The sequence below is a fragment of the Carnimonas bestiolae genome, from assembly GCF_051251145.1.
Lineage (GTDB): Bacteria > Pseudomonadota > Gammaproteobacteria > Pseudomonadales > Halomonadaceae > Carnimonas > Carnimonas bestiolae.
Genome location: NZ_JBPCZK010000008.1, coordinates 61,910 through 85,635 on the forward strand (window position 1 = coordinate 61,910; position 23,726 = coordinate 85,635).

General features: G+C 58.6%; 20 protein-coding genes and 3 tRNA genes. 17 read left to right on the forward strand and 6 right to left on the reverse strand.

What is annotated here, in order from left to right:
• Positions 1-24: 24 nt before the first annotated feature.
• The gene (locus R84865_RS10430; protein WP_435631371.1) at positions 25-945 is read right to left on the reverse strand and encodes a 2-hydroxyacid dehydrogenase; all 921 of its coding nucleotides are present in this window, start codon (positions 943-945) and stop codon (positions 25-27) included.
• Between the two features lie 440 nt (positions 946-1,385).
• Here R84865_RS10430 and pyrG point away from each other — a divergent pair, with 440 nt between their 5' ends.
• The 3 genes from pyrG to eno all read left to right on the forward strand — a co-directional run bounded on the left by pyrG (position 1,386) and on the right by eno (position 5,298).
• Positions 1,386-3,050: a CTP synthase gene (gene pyrG, locus R84865_RS10435; protein WP_435631372.1), complete on the forward strand. Its 1,665-nt coding sequence runs from the start codon at positions 1,386-1,388 to the stop codon at positions 3,048-3,050.
• Positions 3,047-3,898: a 3-deoxy-8-phosphooctulonate synthase gene (kdsA, locus tag R84865_RS10440; RefSeq protein ID WP_435639628.1), complete on the forward strand. Its 852-nt coding sequence runs from the start codon at positions 3,047-3,049 to the stop codon at positions 3,896-3,898. The genes pyrG and kdsA overlap by 4 nt, the downstream gene beginning before the upstream one ends.
• Before the next feature lie 107 nt (positions 3,899-4,005).
• Positions 4,006-5,298, forward strand: coding sequence for a phosphopyruvate hydratase (gene eno / locus R84865_RS10445; protein ID WP_435631374.1), 1,293 nt, complete (start codon positions 4,006-4,008; stop codon positions 5,296-5,298).
• A 66-nt stretch (positions 5,299-5,364) separates the two neighbouring features.
• Here the strand turns inward: eno and fdxA are convergent, their stop codons facing one another.
• On the reverse strand, positions 5,365-5,688 hold the full coding sequence (gene fdxA / locus R84865_RS10450; protein WP_435631375.1) for a ferredoxin FdxA: 324 nt from the start codon (positions 5,686-5,688) through the stop codon (positions 5,365-5,367).
• On the opposite strand from fdxA, the gene R84865_RS10455 reads away from it, so the two are divergent.
• Positions 5,660-5,971, forward strand: coding sequence for a hypothetical protein (locus R84865_RS10455; protein WP_435639629.1), 312 nt, complete (start codon positions 5,660-5,662; stop codon positions 5,969-5,971). The two genes, fdxA and R84865_RS10455, sit on opposite strands and share 29 nt — an antisense overlap.
• A 29-nt stretch (positions 5,972-6,000) precedes the next feature.
• Here the strand turns inward: R84865_RS10455 and mutS are convergent, their stop codons facing one another.
• Complete coding sequence (mutS, locus tag R84865_RS10460; protein WP_435639667.1) at positions 6,001-8,568, reverse strand: DNA mismatch repair protein MutS; 2,568 nt, start codon at positions 8,566-8,568, stop codon at positions 6,001-6,003.
• 467 nt (positions 8,569-9,035) lie between these two features.
• Here mutS and R84865_RS10465 point away from each other — a divergent pair, with 467 nt between their 5' ends.
• From R84865_RS10465 to R84865_RS10510, 10 genes are all read left to right on the forward strand, one after another.
• Positions 9,036-11,423 carry a DNA polymerase II gene (locus tag R84865_RS10465; RefSeq protein WP_435639630.1) on the forward strand — a complete coding sequence of 796 codons (2,388 nt, stop codon included), beginning with the start codon at positions 9,036-9,038 and terminating at the stop codon, positions 11,421-11,423.
• Positions 11,424-11,542: 119 nt separating this feature from the next.
• On the forward strand, positions 11,543-12,040 hold the full coding sequence (locus R84865_RS10470; RefSeq protein WP_435631377.1) for a CinA family protein: 498 nt from the start codon (positions 11,543-11,545) through the stop codon (positions 12,038-12,040).
• Positions 12,041-12,242: 202 nt separating this feature from the next.
• On the forward strand, positions 12,243-13,310 hold the full coding sequence (recA, locus tag R84865_RS10475) for a recombinase RecA (protein ID WP_435631378.1): 1,068 nt from the start codon (positions 12,243-12,245) through the stop codon (positions 13,308-13,310).
• A 113-nt stretch (positions 13,311-13,423) separates the two neighbouring features.
• Positions 13,424-13,897, forward strand: a complete 474-nt coding sequence (locus R84865_RS10480) for a regulatory protein RecX (protein WP_435639631.1) — start codon at positions 13,424-13,426, stop codon at positions 13,895-13,897.
• Between the two features lie 318 nt (positions 13,898-14,215).
• Complete coding sequence (gene alaS, locus R84865_RS10485) at positions 14,216-16,822, forward strand: alanine--tRNA ligase (RefSeq protein WP_435639632.1); 2,607 nt, start codon at positions 14,216-14,218, stop codon at positions 16,820-16,822.
• A gap of 44 nt (positions 16,823-16,866) precedes the next feature.
• Positions 16,867-18,117: an aspartate kinase gene (locus R84865_RS10490; RefSeq protein ID WP_435631381.1), complete on the forward strand. Its 1,251-nt coding sequence runs from the start codon at positions 16,867-16,869 to the stop codon at positions 18,115-18,117.
• A gap of 222 nt (positions 18,118-18,339) precedes the next feature.
• A complete protein-coding gene (gene csrA / locus R84865_RS10495; protein ID WP_435631382.1) occupies positions 18,340-18,549 on the forward strand; it encodes a carbon storage regulator CsrA in 210 nt (69 codons plus the stop codon).
• A 177-nt stretch (positions 18,550-18,726) separates the two neighbouring features.
• Positions 18,727-18,819 (forward strand) — tRNA-Ser (locus R84865_RS10500).
• Positions 18,820-18,857: 38 nt separating this feature from the next.
• Positions 18,858-18,934: transfer RNA gene (locus R84865_RS10505), tRNA-Arg, on the forward strand.
• 254 nt (positions 18,935-19,188) lie between these two features.
• Positions 19,189-19,265 (forward strand) — tRNA-Arg (locus tag R84865_RS10510).
• A gap of 222 nt (positions 19,266-19,487) precedes the next feature.
• Here the strand turns inward: R84865_RS10510 and R84865_RS10515 are convergent.
• The gene (locus R84865_RS10515; protein ID WP_435639633.1) at positions 19,488-20,483 is read right to left on the reverse strand and encodes a tRNA dihydrouridine synthase; all 996 of its coding nucleotides are present in this window, start codon (positions 20,481-20,483) and stop codon (positions 19,488-19,490) included.
• A gap of 129 nt (positions 20,484-20,612) precedes the next feature.
• Between R84865_RS10515 and R84865_RS10520 the strand changes: the two genes are divergently transcribed.
• From R84865_RS10520 to R84865_RS10530, 3 genes are read left to right on the forward strand one after another with little or no spacing between them, the layout of a single operon-like run.
• The gene (locus tag R84865_RS10520; protein WP_435631384.1) at positions 20,613-21,593 is read left to right on the forward strand and encodes a DnaJ C-terminal domain-containing protein; all 981 of its coding nucleotides are present in this window, start codon (positions 20,613-20,615) and stop codon (positions 21,591-21,593) included.
• Between the two features lie 13 nt (positions 21,594-21,606).
• Entirely contained in the window at positions 21,607-21,909 is a 303-nt protein-coding gene (locus R84865_RS10525; protein ID WP_435639634.1) for a chaperone modulator CbpM, read from the forward strand.
• A gap of 59 nt (positions 21,910-21,968) precedes the next feature.
• Positions 21,969-22,271, forward strand: a complete 303-nt coding sequence (locus tag R84865_RS10530) for a hypothetical protein (RefSeq protein WP_435639635.1) — start codon at positions 21,969-21,971, stop codon at positions 22,269-22,271.
• A gap of 55 nt (positions 22,272-22,326) precedes the next feature.
• On the opposite strand, the gene R84865_RS10535 is transcribed toward R84865_RS10530, so the two are convergent.
• Positions 22,327-22,965, reverse strand: coding sequence for an IMPACT family protein (locus R84865_RS10535; RefSeq protein ID WP_435639636.1), 639 nt, complete (start codon positions 22,963-22,965; stop codon positions 22,327-22,329).
• Positions 22,965-23,441, reverse strand: a complete 477-nt coding sequence (locus tag R84865_RS10540; RefSeq protein WP_435631387.1) for a LexA family protein — start codon at positions 23,439-23,441, stop codon at positions 22,965-22,967. Before R84865_RS10540 ends, R84865_RS10535 begins: the two co-directional genes overlap by 1 nt.
• Positions 23,442-23,726: the final 285 nt, after the last annotated feature.

The following is a 23,726-nucleotide window of genomic DNA, read 5'->3' on the forward strand; positions in this document are numbered from 1 at the left end:
GTGGTATGGGGTTGCCTCAAGGCTTCAGTAGCCCGCCTCTCGATCGACGCTGGCGATGGCTTCGCCGTTTTCCCAGCGCGTAACGTAATCGGCAATTTGCGCCGCTGCGTCTTCCATCATGGTCGGAGCTGCCGAGTGTGGCGTAATCAATAGCTGCGGGTGCTGCCACAACGACGATTCAGGGGGTAGAGGTTCGTGCGGGAAGACGTCCAGCGCTGCGCCGCGCAAATGGCCGCTATCGATCAGCTCGACCAGATCGTCCAAGGCAATGGCGTTACCTCGCCCTGGGTTGATCACCACGGCACCTTCAGGCAGCTGTGCCAGCGTGGTGCGGTTGAGAATATCGGTGGTGGCGGGCGTGGCGGGCAAAATGTTGATAATCGCGCGGCTGCGGCGCAGCACCTCGTTAAGCCCCTCATCACCGTGGAAGGTGGTAACGCCGTCGAGAGTTTTGGCGCTGCGACTGTAGCCATTGACCTGATAGCCGTGGCGCGCCAGCCCTTCGGCTACCTGCGCGCCAATAGCGCCCAACCCCAGCACGCCGACCGGCCATTGGCTGCGCGGTTGCGGGAAGCGCAGCTTCCAGCGCCGCTCGCGTGCCTGCTCAGCATAGCGATCGAAATCGCGCGAAAAGTGCAACAGCGCGTACAAGCTGTAGTCGAGCATCAGTGATGCCATCCCCGCATCGCGTAATTTGACGATCGGCACGTTGGGCGGCAGGGAAGGATTATTGAGCAGCGCGTCTACGCCGGCCGCAACGTTGATAATGCCCTTCAGCGATTGATCCTGCGCGTCGAGCAGCGCTTGCGGCGGGTTGAACACTGCCAGGTAATCGGCGGGGGCCGCAGGCATGCTATCGCTGGTCACTATCTCGGCGTTGGGCAGCGACTCGCTCAACAGCGCTTGCAGTTTAGCGGCAAGAGGGTGGTGAACAATAATGCGCATAAGCGGCCTTTTTAGTGTTGTTGGATGGTCAGATGAGCGCACTGCAGCAGTGCTCTACTCAGCTTACCTTCGTTGTCTGAGCGGCAAAGATCAAGGCCTTCGCTACGTCGAGCGACAAGCGGCTGCGCTGTGCCCGCCCGCCGGTGGTAAAACGCGCAACTTTCCCATGCAATCGCCGCGTTAGGAAATTGAGTCGCATCGGCCCTTCTGGTATTCTGATATCCCATCCAAGGCGCGAGTCGCACGCCAGCTCTCAGGCGTTTGCTTGCAGATATCACCTCGCGCTGTCGGGTCGGTTAATCGCCGATCCTCGTCTAACGTGCTTTAAACGTGCTCCTTTACCAATATCCCTGCGCTCGAATAGCGTCTGAGGCTCGGCAGTGCATTGTGTCGCGAGATTCAGTCGTTTTACGATTCAGGGCCCAAACGATGGGTTTTTCATGACGCGATACATCTTTGTCACCGGTGGTGTGGTTTCCTCTCTAGGCAAGGGCATTGCCGCTGCCTCTCTGGCGGCCATTCTTGAAGCGCGCGGTCTCAAGGTGACTATCCTCAAGCTCGATCCTTATATCAACGTGGATCCGGGCACCATGAGCCCCTTCCAGCACGGCGAAGTCTTTGTTACCGAAGACGGCGCCGAAACCGATCTTGATTTGGGCCACTACGAGCGCTTCATTCGTTCGCGCGTTACCCAGCGTAATAACTTCACCACCGGCCGTGTCTACGAGCACGTGCTGCGCAAGGAGCGCCGCGGCGATTATCTGGGCGGCACGGTGCAGGTCATTCCGCATATCACCGACGAGATCAAGCGTCGTGTGGTAGAAGGCGGGGAAGGCTACGACGTCGCGCTGGTCGAAATCGGCGGTACCGTGGGCGATATCGAGTCGCTGCCGTTTTTGGAAGCCATCCGCCAGATGCGCGCCGAGCTGGGCGCTAGTCAGGCTATCTTCATGCACCTGACGCTGGTGCCCTATATCAAGACCGCCGGCGAAACCAAAACCAAGCCGACCCAGCACAGCGTGAAAGAGCTGCGTTCCATCGGTATTCAGCCGGACATCCTGCTGTGCCGTAGCGAAGTAGATATCGAAGAAGCCGAATGCAAGAAAATCGCGCTCTTCACCAACGTTGAGCAGCGTGCGGTTATTCCACTAATCGACGCCGATACCATCTATCGTATTCCGCTGATGCTGCACGAAAAGGGCCTCGACGAAATCGTCTGCGACAAGCTGCGCCTTGAAGCAGCGCCCGCCGATCTGAGCGAGTGGGTGCATGTGCTGGATGCCAAGCTGAATCCGCTTAAAACCGTCAATATCGCGATGGTTGGCAAGTACATGGATCTGCTCGATGCCTACAAGTCGCTTAACGAAGCGCTGATTCATGCGGGCATCCAAACCCGCGTCAAGGTTAATATCGAGTACGTCGATTCAGAAGAAATCGAACGCGTTGGCGTCGAGCGTCTGGAAGGCAAGGATGCGATTCTGGTGCCCGGCGGCTTCGGTTCGCGCGGTATCGAAGGCAAAATCGCGACGGCGCACTGGGCACGTGAAAACAAGGTGCCGTATCTGGGCATCTGTCTGGGCATGCAGGTAGCGGTGGTCGAATACGCGCGCCACGTGGCGGGCTGGGAAGATGCCGCCTCTACCGAGTGGACCTTCGACACCAAGCATCCGGTGGTGGGGCTGATTACCGAGTGGATTACCCCGGAAGGCAAAATCGAAGAGCGTACCGAAGAATCCGATCTGGGCGGCACCATGCGTCTGGGCGCGCAAACCTGTCACCTTGCCGAAGGCTCCAAGGCGCGCGCGATCTATGGCAGTGACGAGATCGTCGAGCGTCATCGCCATCGCTATGAAATCAACGATCAGTTTGTCGCTGACCTTGAAAAGGCCGGGCTGGTGTTCTCAGGACGTAGCGTTGATAACTCGCTGGTCGAAATGGTCGAGCTTAACGATCATCCGTGGTACGTGGCGTGTCAGTTCCACCCGGAATTCACTTCGACGCCGCGCGACGGTCATCCGCTCTTCACTGGTTTCGTTAACGCCGCGCTTGAGCACCGTGCGGCCCGTCAGGCACGTGCTGCTGCACCGCAGGAGCCGCAGGCATGAGCGCGCCGCAGCGGGTTATCGATGTTGCAGGGCTGAAGGTAGGCAACGAACTGCCCATCACCCTGTTTGCCGGTATGAATGTGCTCGAGTCACGCGAGCTAGCGCTGGAAACCGCCGCTGCCTACAAGGAAGTAACCGACCAACTTGGCCTGCCGTATGTGTTCAAGGCGAGCTTCGATAAGGCTAACCGCAGCTCGATCAATTCCTTCCGCGGCCCCGGGCTTGAGAAGGGGCTGGAAATTCTCGCCGAGGTCAAGTCGCGCTATCAGGTGCCGCTGATTACTGACGTTCACGAGCCCTGGCAGGCGGCACCGGCGGCAGCAGTGTGCGATGTCATCCAGTTACCGGCGTTTCTGGCGCGCCAAACCGATCTGGTGCAGGCGATGGCCGCCACTGGTGCGGTCATTAACGTCAAGAAACCGCAGTTTATCGCGCCGCATGAAATGCGCCATATCATCCAAAAGTGTCACGAAGCCGGCAACGATAACGTGCTACTGTGCGAGCGCGGTTCGAGCTTCGGTTACAACACGCTAGTGGTTGATATGTTGGGCATGGCCGAAATGAAGGAAACCGGTCTGCCGGTGCTGTTCGACGTGACCCACTCGCTACAGCGCCCCGGCGGCCGCAGCGACAGCGCCGGTGGACGTCGTCAGCAGGTGGCCGAACTGGCGCGTGCCGGCGTTAGCGTTGGGATTGGCGGCTTGTTCCTCGAGGCGCACCCTGATCCCGACAATGCCAAGTGCGACGGCCCCAGCGCGCTGCCGCTCAGTAAGCTAGAGCCCTTCCTGCGGCAAATCGTCGAGCTGGACCGCTTGATTAAAGGATTCCCCGCATTGAATGTGGAGTAAATATAGAAGCGCCTCACTTGGAGGCGTTTTTTTGGTATGTTGTTAGATAACGTCATTTTCTTTCCTGCCGCTGGCGCGGCGATCAGTTCACAAAAGGATGCGCAATAATGGCTAAAATCGTTGATATTCGTGGCCTTGAAGTCCTCGACTCGCGTGGTAACCCCACCGTTTATGCCGAAGTTGAGATCGAAGGTGGCACCAAAGCCAATGCGTATGCTCCTAGCGGAGCATCAACCGGATCACGCGAAGCGCTTGAGCTGCGTGACGGTGATAAGTCGCGCTATCTGGGCAAGGGCGTTACCAAGGCAGTGGCTGCGGTTAACGGCCCGATCAAGGACGCATTGCTAGGCTTCGATGCTGCCGATCAGCGTGGTCTCGATGAGGCGCTGCTCAAGCTCGATGGTACTGACAACAAGGAAAACCTTGGCGCCAACGCCATTCTCGCGGTATCGCTCGCGGCGGCCAAAGTGTCGGCGATCGACAAGGGTGTTGAGCTCTACGAATACATCTCCGAGCTGTACGGTCAGCCGGGCCAGTACGCCATGCCGCTGCCGATGATGAATATCCTCAACGGTGGCGAGCACGCCGACAACAACGTTGATATTCAGGAATTCATGATTCAGCCGGCGGGTGCGAAAAGCTTCGCTGAAGGTCTGCGTGCCGGTGCTGAAATCTTCCACGCGCTGAAAAAAGTGCTGGCAGGCAAAGGGCTGGGTACTGCGGTAGGTGACGAAGGTGGCTTCGCGCCAAACCTTGGTTCCAACGCCGAGGCGCTGGGCGATATCAAGCAAGCGATTGCTGATGCTGGCTATACGCTCGGCAGCGACATTACTCTCGCGCTCGACTGTGCGGCCTCCGAGTTCTACAAGGATGGCAAGTACGTGCTGGCAGGTGAAAACAAGTCGTTCGACGCAGCGGGCTTTGTTGATTACCTTGCCAACCTGACCGAAGAGTATCCAGTGGTGTCCATCGAAGACGGTCTGGACGAAAGCGATTGGGACGGCTGGAAAATTTTGACCGACCGCCTTGGCAGCAAAATCCAGCTGGTCGGTGATGACCTGTTCGTGACCAATACCCGTATTCTCAAGGAAGGTATCGAGAAAGGCATTGGTAACTCCATTTTGATCAAGTTCAACCAGATCGGTTCGCTGAGCGAGACGCTGGATGCTATCAAAATGGCTCACGATGCCGGCTACACCACTATCATCTCGCACCGCAGCGGTGAAACCGAAGATACCACTATCGCTGATTTGGCTGTCGGCACCAGTGCTGGCCAGATCAAGACCGGTTCGCTGTCGCGCAGTGACCGCGTAGCCAAGTACAACCGTTTGCTGGTCATCGAAAGCCAGCTCGGTGGCAAAGCACCTTATCGCGGTATCAAGGAAGTGAAAGGTCAGTAAGCCGCGACGACTTGCTGAATAAAAACGGCCGCCCTTTTCAGGGCGGCCGTTTTGCGTTCAGGCGGATTACTTTTCGAGATACTGGAACTTGCCTTCCTTGCCATCCCACTCTTCGGCGTCGGGCAGCGGGTCCTTCTGTTCGTTGATATTGGGCCACTCTTCGGCAAGCTCGGCATTCAGCTCGATAAAGTGTTCCTGATCGGGGGGCAGTTCGTCTTCCGAGAAAATTGCCTTGGCGGGGCATTCTGGCTCACACAGCGCGCAGTCGATGCACTCGTCAGGGTGAATGACCAGAAAGTTGGGACCTTCATAAAAACAATCGACCGGACACACGGACACACAGTCGGTGTATTTGCAGCGAATGCAGTTCTCGGTAACAACAAATGCCATGGAATTTCTCCGAAGTCGTAACGGTCTGGGCGCGGTGTTCGCCCGTGTGGTCACGAGTCTTAGGGCAGGCAACGTTGAAGAACAGAATAATGGCCGCGAGGTCTTCAAGGTAGCCCAAATGCAGGCGCGCCTCTTTGGGGGGCATATTCTAGGGTGCGCAGGCAGCCACGTCGAGGCCGCACCAGCATATTACCTTTTCACCGCCGGCGAACTGCGGCGAGATGACGCCCGCCGCGTGCTCTTTTCGGCGCGCAATCCATCGACCGCCAACCGCCTCTGGTGATATGGCGACAGCGCAAGCTCAGCGTCGTGCTACAGCTGCTCGCGCAGCAGGTAAAGCTGTTCCAGCGCTTGTCGCGGCGTGAGGTCATCGATATCCAGCGCTTGCAGTGCTTCCACAACAGGATGGGGAGCGCTGGCGAATAAATCGCTCTGCTGTGGTGCGGGGCTGGTCTGCTCTGCCATAGCGGGGCGCTCGACGCCGCTGCTCTGCTCTAGAGCATTGAGCTGTTCGCGAGCGCGTTCGATCACCGAGCGGGGTACGCCCGCCAATCTGGCCACCTGAATGCCATAGCTTTGGCTGGCGGGACCTTGTTCGACGCGGTGCATGAAAACGATATCGTCGCCGTGCTCGGCGGCGGTCAAATGCAGGTTAGTAATGGCGTTTTGATGCTCGGCCAGCGTGGTTAGCTCGAAATAGTGTGTCGCAAACAACGTGAAGGCTTGCAGCCGCGCCAGCTCTTCGGCGGCGGCCCAGGCTAGCGACAAGCCGTCAAAGGTGCTGGTGCCGCGACCAATTTCGTCCATCAGCACCAGGCTTTGAGCGGTGGCGTTGTGCAGGATATTGGCCGTTTCGGTCATCTCGACCATGAAGGTAGAGCGTCCGCCGGCCAAATCGTCGCTTGAGCCAATACGAGTGAATATGCGGTCAATTGGGCCGATCTCGACGCGCTGCGCGGGCACAAAGCTACCGGTATAGCTCAGCAGCGCGATCAGCGCATTCTGGCGCATGTAGGTCGATTTACCGCCCATGTTAGGGCCGGTAATAACGCACATGCGGTGATGCTCATCGAACACTAGATCATTGGGCACGAAGGGTGTGTTACTCACCTGCTCGACCACTGGGTGACGGCCTTGCTCTACCTCGATACCCGGCGCATCGCGCAGCTCAGGGCGAGTGAAGCCGAGCGCATCGGCGCGTTCGGCAAAGGCGGTAATCACGTCCAGCGTTGCCAGCGCGTTGGCCGTAGCCGACAGCGGCTGAAGCTGTTCGTTGAGCAGATCCAGCAGCTGTTCATAGAGCAGTTTTTCACGCGCCAGCGCACGCGATTTGGCCGATAGTGCTTTGTCTTCGAATTCCTTGAGTTCAGGAATGATAAAACGCTCGGCATTTTTCAGCGTCTGACGACGGATGTAGTCGGCGGGTGCCTGAGTAGCCTGAGCGCGCGGAATCTCAATGAAGTAACCGTGGACGCGGTTATAGCCCACTTTCAAATTGGGCAAACCGGTGCGCGCTTTTTCACGCTTCTCAATGGACACCAGAAAATCGCCCGCATGCTCACTGAGACCGCGCAATTCATCGAGTTCGGCATCGTAGCCTGTGGCGATCACGCCGCCTTCGCGAATCACCGCCGGCGGCGTTTCGATCACCGCCGCCTGTAGCTCAGCCGCCAGTGCGGGGTAGGGCGCGATATGCTCACGCAGTTGGTCAAGCACGCTGCCCGTGGGGAAGTGCGCCAACTGCTCAGCCAGTGGCGGTAGCTCGGCCAGCGCATCGCGCAGTCGTGCCAGATCGCGCGGACGCGCACTGCGCAGCGCTACGCGGCCCAGAATTCGCTCGACGTCACCAATGCGCTTCAGCGGTGAGTGCAGGCTATCAACCGCCGCATGCTCCAGCAGAAAGGTGACGGCGGCCTGACGCTGCGCCACCTGCTGGCGGTCGCGCAGCGGCCGGTTAAGCCAGCGCCTGAGCAGACGTCCACCCATCGCGGTAGCGGTGGTATCGAGCACCGACGCCAGCGTGTTGTCGCCGCTACCGTTCAGGTTGAGATCGATCTCGAGATTGCGACGGCTGGCGGCATCGATCACTACTGCGTCATCGCGCTGCTCGACGTCGAGTTTGGTGACGTGGGGGAGGGCGCCGCGCTGGGTGTCGCGGGCGTAGTCGAGCAGCGCTCCGGCCGCGCGCAGCCCATGGTCGAGGTGATCGGCACCGAAGCCTTTGACGTCCTGCACCTGTAGCTGATCGCACAGCAAACGCAGCGCACTGTCGTAATCGAATAGCCAATCGCTCTGCCGACGTAGCCCTCTGCGCTGCTCTAATCCTTCCGGCAGCGTGAGCGCGTCAGGCACCAGCAGCTCGGCGGGGCTAAGGCGCTGTAGCTCGGCCATTAGCTCCACATCACCCACCACCTCTAGCGCGCCAAAGCGACCGCTGGCAACTTCCAGCCAGGCAAGGCCCCAGCGCCGCTGCTCGCTTGGCTCTGCGCTACCGAGTGGGGCGGCGCTCAATGCGACCAGCAGGTTATCGCGACTGGCATCGAGCAAGGCTTCATCGTGCAGCGTGCCGGGGGTAACAATACGCACCACGCGGCGCTCGACCGGCCCCTTGCTGGTGGCGGGATCGCCAATCTGCTCGCAGATCGCTACCGACTCGCCCAATCTGACCAGCCGCGCCAGATAGGATTCAGCGCTGTGATACGGCACGCCCGCCATCGGAATGGGAGCACCGTTGGAGGAGCCGCGCGCAGTTAGCGTAATGTCGAGCAACTGCGCGGCGCGTTTGGCATCGTCGAAGAACAGCTCGTAAAAATCGCCCATCCGATAGAACAGCAGCACGTCGCGATGCTCGTGCTTGATCTTCAGGTATTGGGCAATCATCGGGGTGTGTTTTGACTGAGCTGAGCTGTCGCTGGCAGACACGGTGCGCTGTTACTCCTGACGGTAAGGCGAACGGGCAATTGGGCCAAGAATATCACGCAGCCGTGCACCGCTCACAGAGGAGAGTGGTCTGTTCTTCAGCACTGGAAGGGCCAGGTTTCGCGATCACGCATGAAGTCGCAACGGACCGTGGTGTACTCGCGCAAGCCGTACTGAGCCGGGACAAGGGAGAAATGCAGAGATGCAGAGATGCAGGTGAACCAAGATAACGAACAAATGCTGGTGCGCCGTTTCACCGTCGCGGCGTTTTTTAGCGACGGGCCACTTGGCCGTCGCGGCGGTTGCGGAATCGCAGACCGCATTGCTGGCGCCAATGATTCCATGCGCCTTAAAGGCCTGAGCAATATGCCCGCGTCAAACAGCAGGCAGATTAACGAGGGCGGAGTCGCTTCAGTTATCATGACCGCATGGAACATGCTCCCTCTTCTCAATCCTCTAGGCACGGTTTTGTGCTTACGCGCCACTGGCACGAGTCGGCCGAGGGAACCCGAGTAACGCTGTGGCTCGCCACCGACGACGGTCCGTTGCAGGTGGAGCTGGCGGCGCACGACAGCGTTGCTTTTGTCGCGCAGCAGCATCGCCGGGCGGTCAGCGAAATTATCGCCGACGCCCCTGGGGTGACGCTGCGGCCGCTGGCGCTCAAGGACTTCTCCCAACGCCCGGTCGATGGCCTCTATGCGCATAGCTATCGGGTGCTGCTGCGGCTTAGCGAGCGTCTTAGGCAAGCGGGCATCGAGGTGTATGAAGAGGATGTGCGTCCGCCCGAGCGCTATCTGATGGAGCGCATGATTACCGCCGGGGTTGAATGCAGCGGTACGCCGGACACCCAGCGCCGCTGGCACAACGCTAGGCTGCGTCCCGCTAACGATTACCGTCCACCGCTGAAAATGGCGTCGATCGATATCGAAACCTCGCCCAAGGGTGAGCTGTATTCGATTGGTATTGATGGCTGCGGGCAGCGTCTGGTGCTAATGCTGGGGCCGCCCACCGGAGAAACGCCGCAGCTCGATTTTACGCTGCGGTTTTGCGCTAGCCGCGCAGAGCTGCTGCACGAATTCGTCGGTTGGGTGCGCGAACACGATCCCGATCTGATAGTGGGCTGGAATCTGATTCAATTCGATTTGAAGGTGCTGGAACGCAGTGCGCGCCAGTATCAGGTGCCACTCACGCTAGGGCGCGATGGCAGTCGCCTGCGGTTGCGCCAGGCTAGCGATACCGACCAGCGGCTGTTTGCGTCGATCGTTGGACGACTGGTGATCGATGGCATCGAAGCGCTTCGCTCGGCCTATTGGCATTTCGCTTCCTTCAGCCTTGAGCATGTGGCGCAGCAGTTGCTCGGCGAAGGCAAGGCGATCGCAACCCCTTATCAGCGTCTGGATGAAATCGTCCGCATGTTCCGCGAGGACAAAAGCGCGCTGGCACGCTACAACCTCAAGGATTGCGAACTGGTTACCCAGATTCTGGCGCACACCGATGTGGTTGCCTTCTTGCTTGAAAAGGCGGCAGTGACCGGCAACGAGGCGGACCGCAACGGTGGCTCGGTAGCGGCATTTTCTCATCTTTACCTGCCGCGCTTGCACCGCTTGGGATTGGTAGCGCCCCATCGCGGTCAGCAGCCGTCCGAGGCGAGCCCCGGTGGTTACGTGATGGATTCACGGCCGGGGCTTTACGATTCGGTGCTGGTGCTCGATTACAAGAGCCTGTATCCCTCCATTATTCGCACGTTTTTGATCGATCCTGCGGGGCTGGTAGAAGGCTTGGCCGATCCTGATAACAGCGCCACCGTGGAAGGGTTTCGGGGTGCACGCTTTTCGCGCACTCAGCATGCGCTGCCGGCCATTATTGCGCGGCTATGGGAAGGGCGTGAGCAGGCCAAGGCGAGCAACAATCAGCACTTATCGCAGGCCTTCAAGATCATCATGAACGCTTGCTATGGCGTGCTCGGCTCGCCCGGCTGCCGGTTCTTCGATTCGCGTTTGGCGGCCTCTATTACCCAGCGTGGGCACGCCATCATGCAGCGTACCCGCGCCTTTATCGAAGCGACCGGCGTCGAGGTGATCTACGGTGATACCGATTCGCTATTTGTGTGGCTCAAGCACGCGCACGACCATCACAGCGCTATGCGCATCGGACAGCAGCTGACTCGACAGGTGAATCAGTGGTGGCGGGAAACGCTGGCGCAGGAATACGGCCTTGAAAGCGTGCTTGAGCTACAGCTTGAGTGCCACTTTCAGCGTTTTCTGATGCCGACTATTCGAGGGGCGGAAGAGGGCAGCAAGAAGCGCTACGCTGGGTTGGTCAGCCGCGCTGATGGCAGCGATTCACTGGTATTCAAAGGGCTGGAAACCGTCCGCAGCGATTGGTCGCCGCTGGCGCAATCCTTCCAGCAGCAGCTCTATGAACGGGTGTTTCGTGGTCAGCCGTGTGCCGAGCTGGTGTGCAGTTTCGTCGCACGCACGCGCAGGGGTGAACTCGACGAGCTGCTGGTGTTCCGTAAGCGGCTACGTCGTCCGCTGAGCGATTACCAGCGCAATGTGCCGCCGCAGGTTCGCGCTGCGCGGCGCGCCGACGAATTCAATGCCGCGCACGGGCGGCCGTTGCAGTATCAGCGCGGTGGCTGGATCAGTTACGTGATGACGGTGAATGGCCCCGAGCCCCTCGAATGCTGTCAGTCGGCGATGGATTACGAGTTCTATATCGAACGTCAGCTGGCGCCGGTGGCCGATGCGATTCTGCCCTTTGTGCACATGGAGTTTTCAGCGCTGATAAGCGATCAACTGGGCTTGTTCGGCTGAATTTACGGTAGCTTCAGGCAATCTTCCTTGCTGATTCGTGCGCATGGCGAGAAGATGCGAAGCTCGTGCTTTATGATTGTGCGCAGTGAGTCGCACCACCATTTAACTGAAGGTATGCCATGGCCGATCTATCCTACCGCCCCCGCGCCCTAGAGTTGGCATCGCGCCTCGGCGAACTGGCGACGGCGGCGGGCATCTTCGTGACTACCGCCGAGTCGTGCACCGGCGGTGGTGTTGCCACCGCTATCACTTCGGTAAGCGGCAGCTCGCGCTGGTTTGGCTGTGGCTTCATCACCTACTCGAATGAAGCCAAACAGCGTCAGCTTGGCGTAAAGGAGGCAACCATCAAAGAGGTGGGGGCCGTCAGCGCTGAGGTGGTCAAGCAGATGGTCGCCGGTGCCTGCCACTCCAGCGGCGCAACGCTTGGCGTGGCAATCAGCGGTATTGCGGGCCCGGGGGGCGGCAGCCCTCGTAAGCCGGTGGGCACCGTATTCATTGCGTGGGGCGATCAAACGCAGCAGCAGGCCAGCCGCTACCACTTCAGCGGTGATCGCGAGGCGGTGCGCGCCCAGGCGGTCGATGCGGCGCTCGAGGGGCTTATCGCACAATTTGGTTAAGCGTTACAAAGGTAGCGCTCGAGCAATAGACACTGTACAATGCTGTATATCCAACCATGTATAGCAGCCAGGGTTCACTCGTTACTCTATGTGGTTGTCGGCGCGCTCAGAGCGCTCGGGTGGCAATGCCAGCCAACGGTACCAACAGCAATGCCAAATGGCTTATTTGGCTCTTTTCGATTATCAGACGCGGACACTTCTCATGGCTCAGGACGAAAATCGCAGCAAGGCTCTTAATGCGGCGCTCTCTCAAATCGAGAAGCAATTCGGCAAGGGCGCAGTCATGCGCATGGGCGAAGCGCCGCGCGTGGCTATTCCTTCTGTTTCCAGCGGATCGCTGGGGCTTGATATCGCGCTAGGCATCGGTGGTCTGCCCTACGGGCGTATCGTGGAAATCTACGGCCCGGAATCCTCTGGTAAAACGACTATTACGCTGTCGGTCATTGCGCAGGCCCAGAAGCAAGGCAAAACCTGCGCCTTTATCGATGCCGAGCACGCGCTCGACCCCAGCTATGCTGAAAAGCTGGGTGTTAATCTCGACGACCTGCTGATGTCCCAGCCCGACACCGGCGAGCAGGCGCTTGAAATTTGCGACATGCTGGTACGCTCCGGCGGTGTCGATGTCATCGTGGTCGACTCGGTTGCCGCGCTAACGCCGCGTGCCGAAATCGAAGGCGAAATGGGCGACTCCCACGTTGGCCTTCAGGCTCGTCTGATGTCGCAGGCGCTGCGCAAGATTACCGGACACATCAAAAGCGCCAACTGCATGGTGATGTTCGTCAACCAGATCCGCATGAAGATCGGTGTCATGTTCGGCAGCCCTGAAACCACTACCGGTGGTAACGCGCTGAAGTTCTATTCCAGCGTGCGTCTTGATATCCGCCGTATTGGCTCGGTGAAGCAGGGCGACGAAGTGGTCGGTAACGAAACTCGCGTCAAGGTCGTTAAAAACAAGGTGGCACCGCCGTTCCGTCAGACCGAGTTCCAGATCTTGTACGGCCGCGGTATCTATCATGCGGGTGAGGTGGTGGACCTTGGGGTGCAGTGTAATCTGGTCGATAAGGCAGGGGCCTGGTACAGCTACAAGGGCCAGAAAATCGGCCAGGGCAAGGCCAATGCCGCTCAGTTCCTGTCTGAAAATCCTGACATGATGGATGAAATCGAATCCCAGATTCGTGCCCAGCTACTGCAGACTCCGGTAGTCGAGGAAAAAGAGAAGCAGGCGGAAGAAGTTGGCGCTGGCGCCGATGATCAGGAAGATCTGCTGTAATCGACGGCTGCATGTTGCCGTGTGATTAAACGCCGCCATCGAGGCTCCTAATCGGGCCTCGATGGCATTTTGCGTTTTATAAGCACCCACTATCGAAAAAACGCGAGTGCGCCATGTTCTCAGGAAAAAAGTCCGCCGCCGGCGATCCTCCTTCCGCTTACGACTATGCCGTGATGCTGCTGGCACGGCGTGAGCATTCGGTGGCCGAGCTTCGAGGCAAAATGGCCCGTAACGACTATGCCCAGCAGGAAATTTCAGAGGCAGTCGAGCAATTGCAGCAGGCGGGCTTGCAGTCTGACGAGCGCTTTTGTGAGGTGTTTGTCCGCTCTCGCATCGGGCGCGGGCAGGGGCCGCTCAAGATTGACGCAGAGCTGCGCCAGCGTGGCGTGGCGTCTGCACTGATCGCATTGGCGCTGGAGGCGGCCGACACCGACTGGCGGGCACTGGCGCGCGAAGTGCTATTACGCAAGTATGCGTCTCCGGTCAGCGATGCACGCGAGCGTGCCAAGCGATTACGCTTTCTGGCCTCGCGTGGCTTCAACGCGGAACAAAGCTACGCGGCACTGGCTGCAGAGGACGATATGTAAACGCCGATAGCGGCCTCCAGCGTAGCGGAAGCGGTGCGCTCAACGCCTTGTCGCCAGAGCTGATCCAACGCAGCAGTAAAAGTAGCCGCAGTGCCCATTAATGACGCCCAATTAAGCCAATCAGGTGCTCGCCTCTTTATACCGTCACGTCAAGCGGTATACTATCGTCCTTTTCCATAATTACCGTGTCGACTAGCGACCAAGCCAAAGTGCTGGCGATTCCCAGCCTTCACTTCCCGCATCACCCTGTCAATCGACCGGTTGATCCGGTTTCCTGCGGGCACGGTAACGGCAATTCGAATCAACCACGGAATGACGATGAAAAGCGCAGAAATACGCGAAGCGTTTCAAACCTTCTTCGAGCGCAATGGGCATACGCGCGTCCCGTCCAGCTCTCTGATTCCCAATAACGATCCTACTTTGCTGTTCGTTAACGCGGGAATGGTGCCGTTCAAGGACGTCTTTGTAGGCCGCGAACATCGTCCCTATTCCCGTGCGACCTCGGTGCAGCGCTGCGTGCGCGCCGGCGGTAAGCACAATGACCTCGATAACGTAGGCTACACCGCGCGTCACCACACCTTCTTCGAAATGCTGGGCAACTTCAGCTTCGGTGACTATTTCAAGCGTGAGGCTATCAAGTTTGCCTGGACCTTCCTGACCGAAGAGCTAGGGATACCGAAAGAAAAGCTTTGGGTTACCGTGCATCACACTGATGACGAGGCCGCTGCGATCTGGGTCGACGAAATTGGCGTGCCTGCTGAGCGCGTAGCGCGGTTGGGCGAAGACAATTTCTGGCAGATGGGCGATACCGGCCCGTGTGGCCCAAGTTCGGAAATTTTCTACGATCACGGCCCAGAAGTTGCCGGTGGGCCTCCGGGAACTCCCGAAGAAGATGGCGACCGCTACATCGAGATATGGAATCTGGTATTCATGCAATTTGAGCGCGATGCAAGCGGCGAGCTGCATCCGCTGCCCAACCCCTCCATCGATACTGGGATGGGGCTTGAGCGCATCTCGGCGGTACTGCAGGGCGTTCATTCCAACTACGACATCGATCTGTTCCAGCGGCTGCTCAAGGCGGCCGCCGAGCTGACTGGCCAAGATGATATCAATCAGCCGTCGCTGCGCGTTATTGCCGACCATATTCGCTCCTGCTCGTTCTTGATCAGCGATGGCGTTCTGCCCAGCAACGAAGGGCGCGGCTATGTGCTGCGCCGCATCATTCGTCGTGCGGTGCGTCACGGTCACAAGCTGGGCGTGCGTGAGCCGTTCTTCTTCAAGCTGGTGGCGGCGCTCGACGATGAAATGGGCGATGCCTATCCCGAGCTGCGCGAAGCGCGAAGCCAAATTGAGAAAGTGCTGCTGAAAGAAGAAGAGCAGTTCGCGCGCACGCTGGACAACGGCATGCGCATGCTCGATGGCGCTATCGCTGGGCTTGAAGGCAGCACGCTAGATGGCGAAACAATTTTCAAGCTGTACGACACCTATGGCTTCCCTTACGACCTGACCGCCGACATCGCGCGCGAACGCGGTATTGAGCTTGATGAAAACGGCTTCCAGCGCGAGCTTAATGCACAGCGCGAACGTGCGCGTGCCGCTAGCCAGTTCGATGCCAAACAAGTGGCAGCGTTGTCCCTCGATGGTCAGACCGAGTTCACCGGCTATGGCAATCTTAAGGACGACGGCAAGGTTGTCGCGCTGCTTAACGATCAGAATGAGTCGATTTCGCTGCTGGCCTCTGGTCAGCATGCGGTGGTGGTGCTTGATCGCACGCCTTTCTACGCCGAAGCGGGCGGTCAGGTGGGCGATCACGGCTACATTAGCACTGCGCAGGGGCGTTTCAAGGTCACCGACACCCAGAAGCAGAACGGTCACTATCTGCATCAAGGGGTGATGGAAGAAGGCTCTTTGAGCGTTGGCGAAAGCGTTAGCGCGGAAGTCGACGATAGCCGTCGCCAGCTGACCATGGCCAACCACTCGGCCACGCACTTGCTGCATGAAGCGCTGCGTCGCGTACTTGGTGACCACGTGCAGCAGAAAGGCTCGCTGGTTAACGACGAGCGCCTGCGCTTCGACTTCGCGCATTTCGAGCCGATTACCCGGCAGCAGCTCGACGAAATCGAACGTATCGTCAATGCCGAGATCCGTCACAACACGCCGGTTACCACGCGACTGATGACGCTCGACGAAGCCAAGGCGCTCGGCGCTCGCGCACTGTTCGAAGCCAAGTATGGCGAGAAAGTACGGGTGCTGACCATGGGTACTGACGACTTCTCGATTGAGCTGTGCGGCGGTACTCACGTCGCGCGCACCGGTGATATCGGGGTGTGCCATATTATTGCTGAAAGCGGCGTCGCGTCAGGCGTGCGTCGCCTTGAAGCAATTACCGGTCAGGCGGCGCTAGATCACTTTCAGCGTACTGGCAGCACTCTTGAACGCGCGGCGGCCGAGATCAAGAGTCGGCCCGATCAGTTTGAGCAGCGTTTGGCAGGGCTGGTGGCGTCGCATCATCAGCTCGAGCAGCAGGTTGCTCAGCTCAAGTCGCAGTTGGCTAGTCGCCAGAGCGGCGATCTGGTGCAAGAGGCCCAAGCGGTGGGCGGAACACAGCTGCTGGTCAAACGCCTCGAAGGTGTTTCCAGCAAGGACTTGCGCGGCATGCTCGATCAGCTCAAGCAGAAGCTCGGGTCAGGCATTGTGGTACTGGCGACGGTCGAAAACGATACCAAGGTCGGCCTGATTGCCGGAGTTACCAACGATTTGACCGCCAAGGTCAAGGCTGGCGATCTAGTTAATGCGGTGGCGTCCCAGGTGGGCGGCAAGGGCGGCGGTCGGCCTGATATGGCACAAGCCGGTGGCTCCGAGCCGCAGCATCTCGATGCTGCGCTAGCAAGTGTGTCTGGATGGGTAAGCGAGCGGTTGGGCTAGCCCCGCGCACCGCCACACCTGCAACGGTGGAAGAATAGGACATCATGGCGTTATACGTACAAAAATTTGGCGGCACCTCGGTAGGTTCGATCGAGCGTATTCAGGCCGTCGCTGACAAGGTCAGCAAATTCCGCGAGCAGGGCCATCAGATTGTGCTGGTCGCCTCGGCAATGAGCGGAGAAACCAATCGCTTGATCGGTCTGGCTGAACAAATCGGCGAAGAACCTGACGCCCGCGAGCTCGACATGCTGGTTTCCACCGGCGAGCAGGTCACGGTGTCGCTGCTGGCAATGGCGCTCAAGGCGCGCGGTATCGATGCCATTTCGCATACCGGCGCACAAGCGGGCATCTGCACCGACACCGCGTTTTCACGGGCGCGCATCCAAACCATCGACACCGAGCTGATGCAGCAAGAGCTCGCGGCGGGGCAGGTGGTGGTCGTGGCAGGTTTTCAGGGGGTCGATGAGCGCGGCAATATCACCACCCTCGGGCGCGGCGGCTCCGATACCACCGCCGTAGCGCTGGCGGCAGCGCTAAAGGCCGATGAGTGCCAAATCTATACCGATGTCGATGGCGTCTATACCACTGATCCTCGCGTGTGCAGCAAGGCTCAGCGCCTCGAAACCATCACGCTGGAAGAGATGCTCGAACTGGCGAGCCTCGGTTCCAAGGTGCTTCAGATTCGCTCTGTCGAATTCGCCGGAAAATATAACGTCCCGTTGCGGGTGCTCTCGTCGTTCGAAGATGGCCCCGGTACCTTGATTGTTGCGGAGGAATACGAATTGCCACAGCATATGGAAGAAGCCCTGATCTCGGGGATTGCGTTCAACACTAACGAAGCCAAGCTGACCGTGCTCGATACCCCGGATGTACCCGGTGTGGCATCGAAGATTCTCGGGCCTATTGCGGATGCCAATATCGAAGTCGATATGATCATTCAGAATGCTTCTGCCAGCGGCGAACGCACCGATTTCACCTTCACCGTAGCGAAAGGCGATTACAAGAAAGCACAGCGTATTCTCGAAGAGCAGGTTATCTCCGAGCTTGGCGGTGAAGTAAAAGGCGATTCGGATATTGCCAAGGTGTCGCTGGTCGGCGTTGGAATGCGTTCCCACTCCGGTATCGCCAGCAAGATGTTCCAAACGCTGTCGAAAGAGGGCATCAATATTCGCCTCGTCTCTACCTCCGAGATCAAGATATCGGTGGTTATCGATGAGAAGTTTGTCGAGCTTGCCGTGCGCTCTTTGCATACCGCATTTGGGCTTGATCGGGCGGATATCAGCGAAGAAGCATAAAACGTTTGCCGCATTCCCTTAATGAGGCACCTGGCTGAAGCAATCTTCAGCTATGGTTATCCATTAATGGTTGGTTTCGTCGAACAGGAAGTCGCCGAAACCGATCGAGCAACATTGGCCGCCGTCGTTTCAAAGCGCGCAGCAAGTGTATGTAGTGCGTTGGAACGGTGGCGATCCATCTATCGCGATCACCGTGGAACGTCACTAAGAGAAGGAGATCTTATGTTGATCCTGACTCGCCGAGTAGGCGAGACCTTGACCATAGGTGATGAGGTTACCGTAACGGTACTGGGCGTGAAGGGTAACCAGGTGCGCATAGGCGTGAACGCGCCGCGTGACGTTGCAGTGCATCGAGAAGAAATTTACCAGCGTATTCTCGCAGAAGACGGCGCGATGATTGAGCGTGACGACGACGCTCCTATCAATGGCTAACAGCACAATCGGTAGGCGTATGCTGCTACCGGTTGATGTTAAAGCCCCCATTGGCGAGCGATGGTCAGTCTGCGCTGAGGTTGTTGGGTTCCCTAACGTTTTCAAATAGTAAGAGAAAATCAGCCAGCCGGGGTGGACAACCCGCACCGAATCTAATAGCATACGCGCCGTACTTAAGGAGAGGTGGCCGAGTGGCTGAAGGCGCTCCCCTGCTAAGGGAGTATAGGGTTTATAGCCCTATCGAGGGTTCGAATCCCTCTCTCTCCGCCATTAAGTGCATCGCGTAACCGTCCAAACGTTACGCATACGCGCCCGTAGCTCAGCTGGATAGAGTACTTGACTACGAATCAAGGGGTCAGAGGTTCGAATCCTCTCGGGCGCGCCATCCTGTTTTACCCGCCGTAAGCCTTATCCTTCTACCTATTTTTGCCTCTCGTTGACGACTGCTCCTGCACGGTTTTCTGCTCGTGTTTGGCGTTTCGCCATGCTGCGGCAAAGAGAACACGCACGTCGGTTGAAGCATCCGAGTATTGCAAAATCTGTAAAAACCCTTTGCATTCCGGCATCTAGGTAGGTAATATGCGCACCGCACTCAAGCATTAAGCGCTAGCGGCGCGGTCTTGATGGCATCACCTAAAAGCGCCCGTAGCTCAGCTGGATAGAGTACTTGACTACGAATCAAGGGGTCAGAGGTTCGAATCCTCTCGGGCGCGCCATATTGCAAAACCCCGAATCGGTAATAGCCGGTTCGGGGTTTTTTGTGTCTTGGAATTTTTTCGCATAGCGCACGCGACTGGAGTGCGCCCGCGGCGCTTGCCGTGCACGAGCCGCTACGCGGGCAGTCTCCTGTTCTGGCCAATGACTCACTGACACCTAAGGGGCTAGCTCGACTAAGCAGGCAAGGAAGCTGGCGCGAAGCAGTAGGCCGCTGAAGGCATTCAGTTGAGCGCGGCCAGCATCTCGTGCAACTGATTGATGCGTTTTAGCTCACTGAAGCGTTGGTCCGATTCGGCATCGTGTTGGCGCATGATCGCCAGCCATTGCTTAAGCAGCGAGACAATCACCTTGTCTGGCACGCGTTCAGGTGCGGGAACTGTCATCAAGCGTTCGGCGAACGTTTGCAGCACATCGGCCCTCTGCTGCCAGCGTGTTGCCGCCATGCGCTCGCCGGTTACCTGCCAGTGCTTGATACGCCGCGCTAGCCAAGGGTCCGCCAGCGCGCTGCGGCCTAGCATTACGTCACGACAGCCTGACAGTGAGCGCGCCTTCCAAAAATCTTCCAGTGTCCAGATATCGCCATTAACAACCACCGGTATGCCTACCTGCTGGCGCACGCGCGCCACCCATTCCCAGTGTGCGGGCGGGCGATAGCCTTCCTTCTTGGTGCGCGCGTGCAGGGTGAGGTGAGAGGCGCCAGCGGCCTCGGCGGCACAGGCGCAGTGCAGTGCCAACTGTTTGGTGTTAAAGCCCAGCCGTAGCTTCGCGCTCACCCTGACATTGCTGCCTTGCAGCGCATCGACCACGCCGCGCACGGCCTGATAGACATCGTCGGCGTCCTGCAGCAACGACGCCCCGCCACGGTGGCGGTTGACCGTCTTGGCAGGGCAGCCGAAGTTAATATCGATGGCGCTGGCGCCGCAGGCCACCGCCTGCTGCGCATTTTCGCCCAACGCTTGCGGATCAGAACCCAGCAGTTGCAGCGTTACCGGTGTGCCGGCGGAGGTTGTTGCGCCGCTCGTTAGCTCCGGGCACAGGCGAGTAAAAACACGCGCGGGCAAACGCGCATCGACCACCCGCACAAATTCGGTCACCACCCAGTCGAAGCCGCCAATAGCGGTCAGCAGTGCGCGGGTATGCACATCCACCACGCCTTCCATCGGTGCTAGACCAATTCGTGCGTGAGGAGCATTGTGGGGGCGGGTGGCGTCTATCATTATTCTTCAGGCAGCGCTTGTTAACGGCGTAAAAGGCGCCATTTTATAGAGTAATGGGAGCGGTGTAGAGTGCGCGAGGCGCACAGGCCGCGATGACCGGAGCGATAGGCTCTGCGCGTTGGGGGGTATATGGAATTCAAGGATTATTACGCCATCCTGGATGTGCCTGAAGATGCCGACACCAAGGCAGTCAAGTCGGCGTATCGGCGGCTGGCACGTAAGTATCATCCAGACGTTAGCAAGGAAGAGAACGCTGAAGAACGCTTCAAGGAAGTAGGCGAAGCGTACGAAGTGCTGAGCGACAAGGAAAAGCGCGCCGAATACGATCAGCTGCGTAAATACGGCAATCGTGGCGGCGATGAATTTCAACCGCCGCCCGGCTGGGAAGGGTGGCAGCAAGGCGGTGCTCAGCAGGCGGGCGGTAGCGAGTCCGATTTCTCGGATTTCTTCGATAATTTGTTTGGCCAACGGCGTCAGCGTGGCGGTGCGGGATACAGTAGCGCAGGCTTTGGCGGTTTCGACGACTTCGCTCAGCGCCCCTATCCAGGCCAGGATGTCGAGCTCGACTTTCCGCTGTTCCTCGAAGAAGTAATGGCCGCCGAGCCGAAAGAGGTGCGATTCACCCTGCGCACTCACGATGAGCAAGGACGTCCCAAGGATATCGAGAAGAGCCTGAAGGTGCGGGTGCCGAAAGGCGTCAATGACGGTGAGCGAATTCGCCTGAAGGGGCAGGGTGGCCCCGGCGGCAACGGCGGCCCCAACGGTGACCTTTATCTCAAGGTACAGTTCGCGCCGCATCCCGACTTCGACGTCGATGGGCATAATCTGCTGCTCACGGTTCCGCTGGCGCCTTGGGAAGCAGCGCTGGGCGGCAAGATCGAAATTCCCACGCTGGCAGGTCGCTTGCAGCTGACCGTGCCCGCCAATAGCCATGCGGGCGCTCGCCTACGGTTGAAAGGCAAGGGTTTACCGCAGCGCAGCGGTCAGGGTGATTTGATCGCACAGTTGAAAATCGTGTTGCCCGAACGTCCGGCAGAGGGCGACGAGGCTGCGTGGAAAAGCCTTGCCGAACATCACCCACACTTCAACCCGCGTACTAAATGGCGCTGAGGAGCAGTGACTCGTGACTAGTGTAAATTGTTTCGATTTCGACGAGCTGTGCCTGCGCACCTCAGTGCCTGGCGAGACTCTGATTACGATCATTGAGCACGGCATTATCACCCCTATCAACACTGCCGCACCGCGCTGGCAGTTCGATATCAGCACAGTATGGGTAGTACGTCGTGTGGTGCGACTGCAGCGCGAGCTAGAGCTGGATTGGCAAGGCGCGGCGTTGGCGCTTGAGCTGCTCGATGAAAATCAGCGCCTGCGCGACGAAAATGAACGCCTGCAGCAGCGTTTGCTGCGCTTCGTTGAAGCCCTGTAGCCTCTTCGTAACGGGCTGAGGGCAGGTACAGTGCCTAAGCGCAGGGAGTGCGAACACGCATGGCAATGTCGCACCTTTGGGCCGGCAGGGTGCTTTTGCGCTATCAAACGCTCGCCGTGCAGCGCTACTTGATGCACCGAACAAAGAAGCCAGCACTTTGGATAAAAGTGCTGGCTTCTTTTTTTATGACCGACATTCATTTGCCGAACCGCCGAACCGCCGAACCGCCGAACCGCCGAACCGCCGAACCGCCGAACCGCCGAACCGCCGAACCGCCGAACCGCCGAACCGCCGAACCGCCGAACCGCCGAACCGGGCGGCGCTACGACCATGGCATACAGAGCGGTGGTGGCGGGGCCTGATGTCCTCGAAGTTCGCGATGGACTGTCTTGCTCCGCAAGGCGCAGGCATTCTGTTTTATTGGGGAACGGTATCTACCAACTGCGGTGGGGTGGTAAGCGAAAGAGCCAGCTGGTCGAGCTGTAGCGGCTGGTCGCAGGGCCATTCCAGCGTGAGCACAGGGCCATTGGCGGAGTAGTCAACCTGGGTGATGCGCGCCCCTGCTGTCTCACACCAATGGCGGGCAGGATGTTCGTCGCTAAAGCCAACTTGTAGCTTTACCGGCTCGGTGCTGACATAGGCCTGGGTGGGCAGATGTTCAAGCGCGAGTAGCGCCGCCTTGGTATAGGCCCGTACTAGCCCGCCGGTGCCTAGCTTGATACCACCGAAGTAGCGGATTACCACGCAGCCAAGCTGCCCTAAGCCACTGCCTTCGAGCACCTGATAGATAGGGCGCCCTGCGGTGCCTCCGGGTTCGCCGTCATCGGAGAAGCCAATCGCGACTTGCTCGCCGGGGGCGCCAGCGATAAAAGCGCTGCAATGGTGTCGGGCATCGGCGTAGGTGGCACGCGCAAGCTGCTCGAGCTGCTGAGCATCAGCAATACTCTCGCAGCGTGCGATCCATGTAATAAAGCGACTCTTGCTGACCTCAAATTCCGCGCTGTGAGGCGCGGTCAATGCAACAGCAGGTATCTGATAGCGGTGCGTGGTGGCCATCAGGCCGCCTGAGCGGGACGACGAGCAACGCCCATCACCAGTCCGAGTACCTGTACATCGCCATTCTTGAGATAGATCGGCTGCATCGACTGGTTGGCGGGCTGCAAACGAACGCCGTTTTTCTCGATGTAGAGTTTTTTAAGCGTGACTTCGCGGTTATTGATCATTACCACAGCGGTTTCGCCATTCTCGGCCGATTCTGTTTTTTCGATGATAATAATATCGCCATCGAAGATATCGCACTCGATCATGGAGTCGCCCCGCACCCGCAGTGCATAGGTGTTACGGCGCACCAGGCTGGTGGGTACCGTCACGTGCTCGTGATCGATGCAGGCCTCTATTGGCATGCCTGCAGACACGTTACCGAGCAGCGGAATCTCTGTCATGCTGCCTGTCGCGACGGCTTCCCATGCCTCTGCATTCAGGGGAACGTTGGGTAGTCGTGAGAAAAAGCTGGATTCAACCGCAGTGCTCATCAGAACTCTCCTTGCGACAGATCGCTCGGTAGCGCGAATGGTCGCGATGGCTAAAGTGATTGCCCTGCAACAGCAATGGGCAACGTACCTGCAAACAATGTTGGCCTCGCGCTGCGCCGGTGGTGCCTGGCACAGTAGGGTGAGGTGCTGGAAGACGCTATTGGCTGCCCACGGGCTGAGTATGACGTAAGCGTTATCCTGCATACAGAGAAAAGATACTGTATGTGTAGACAGTTGTCGAGCAATTGCGGTGTCAATATTCAAGAAAATGAAAGCGTTTGGGGA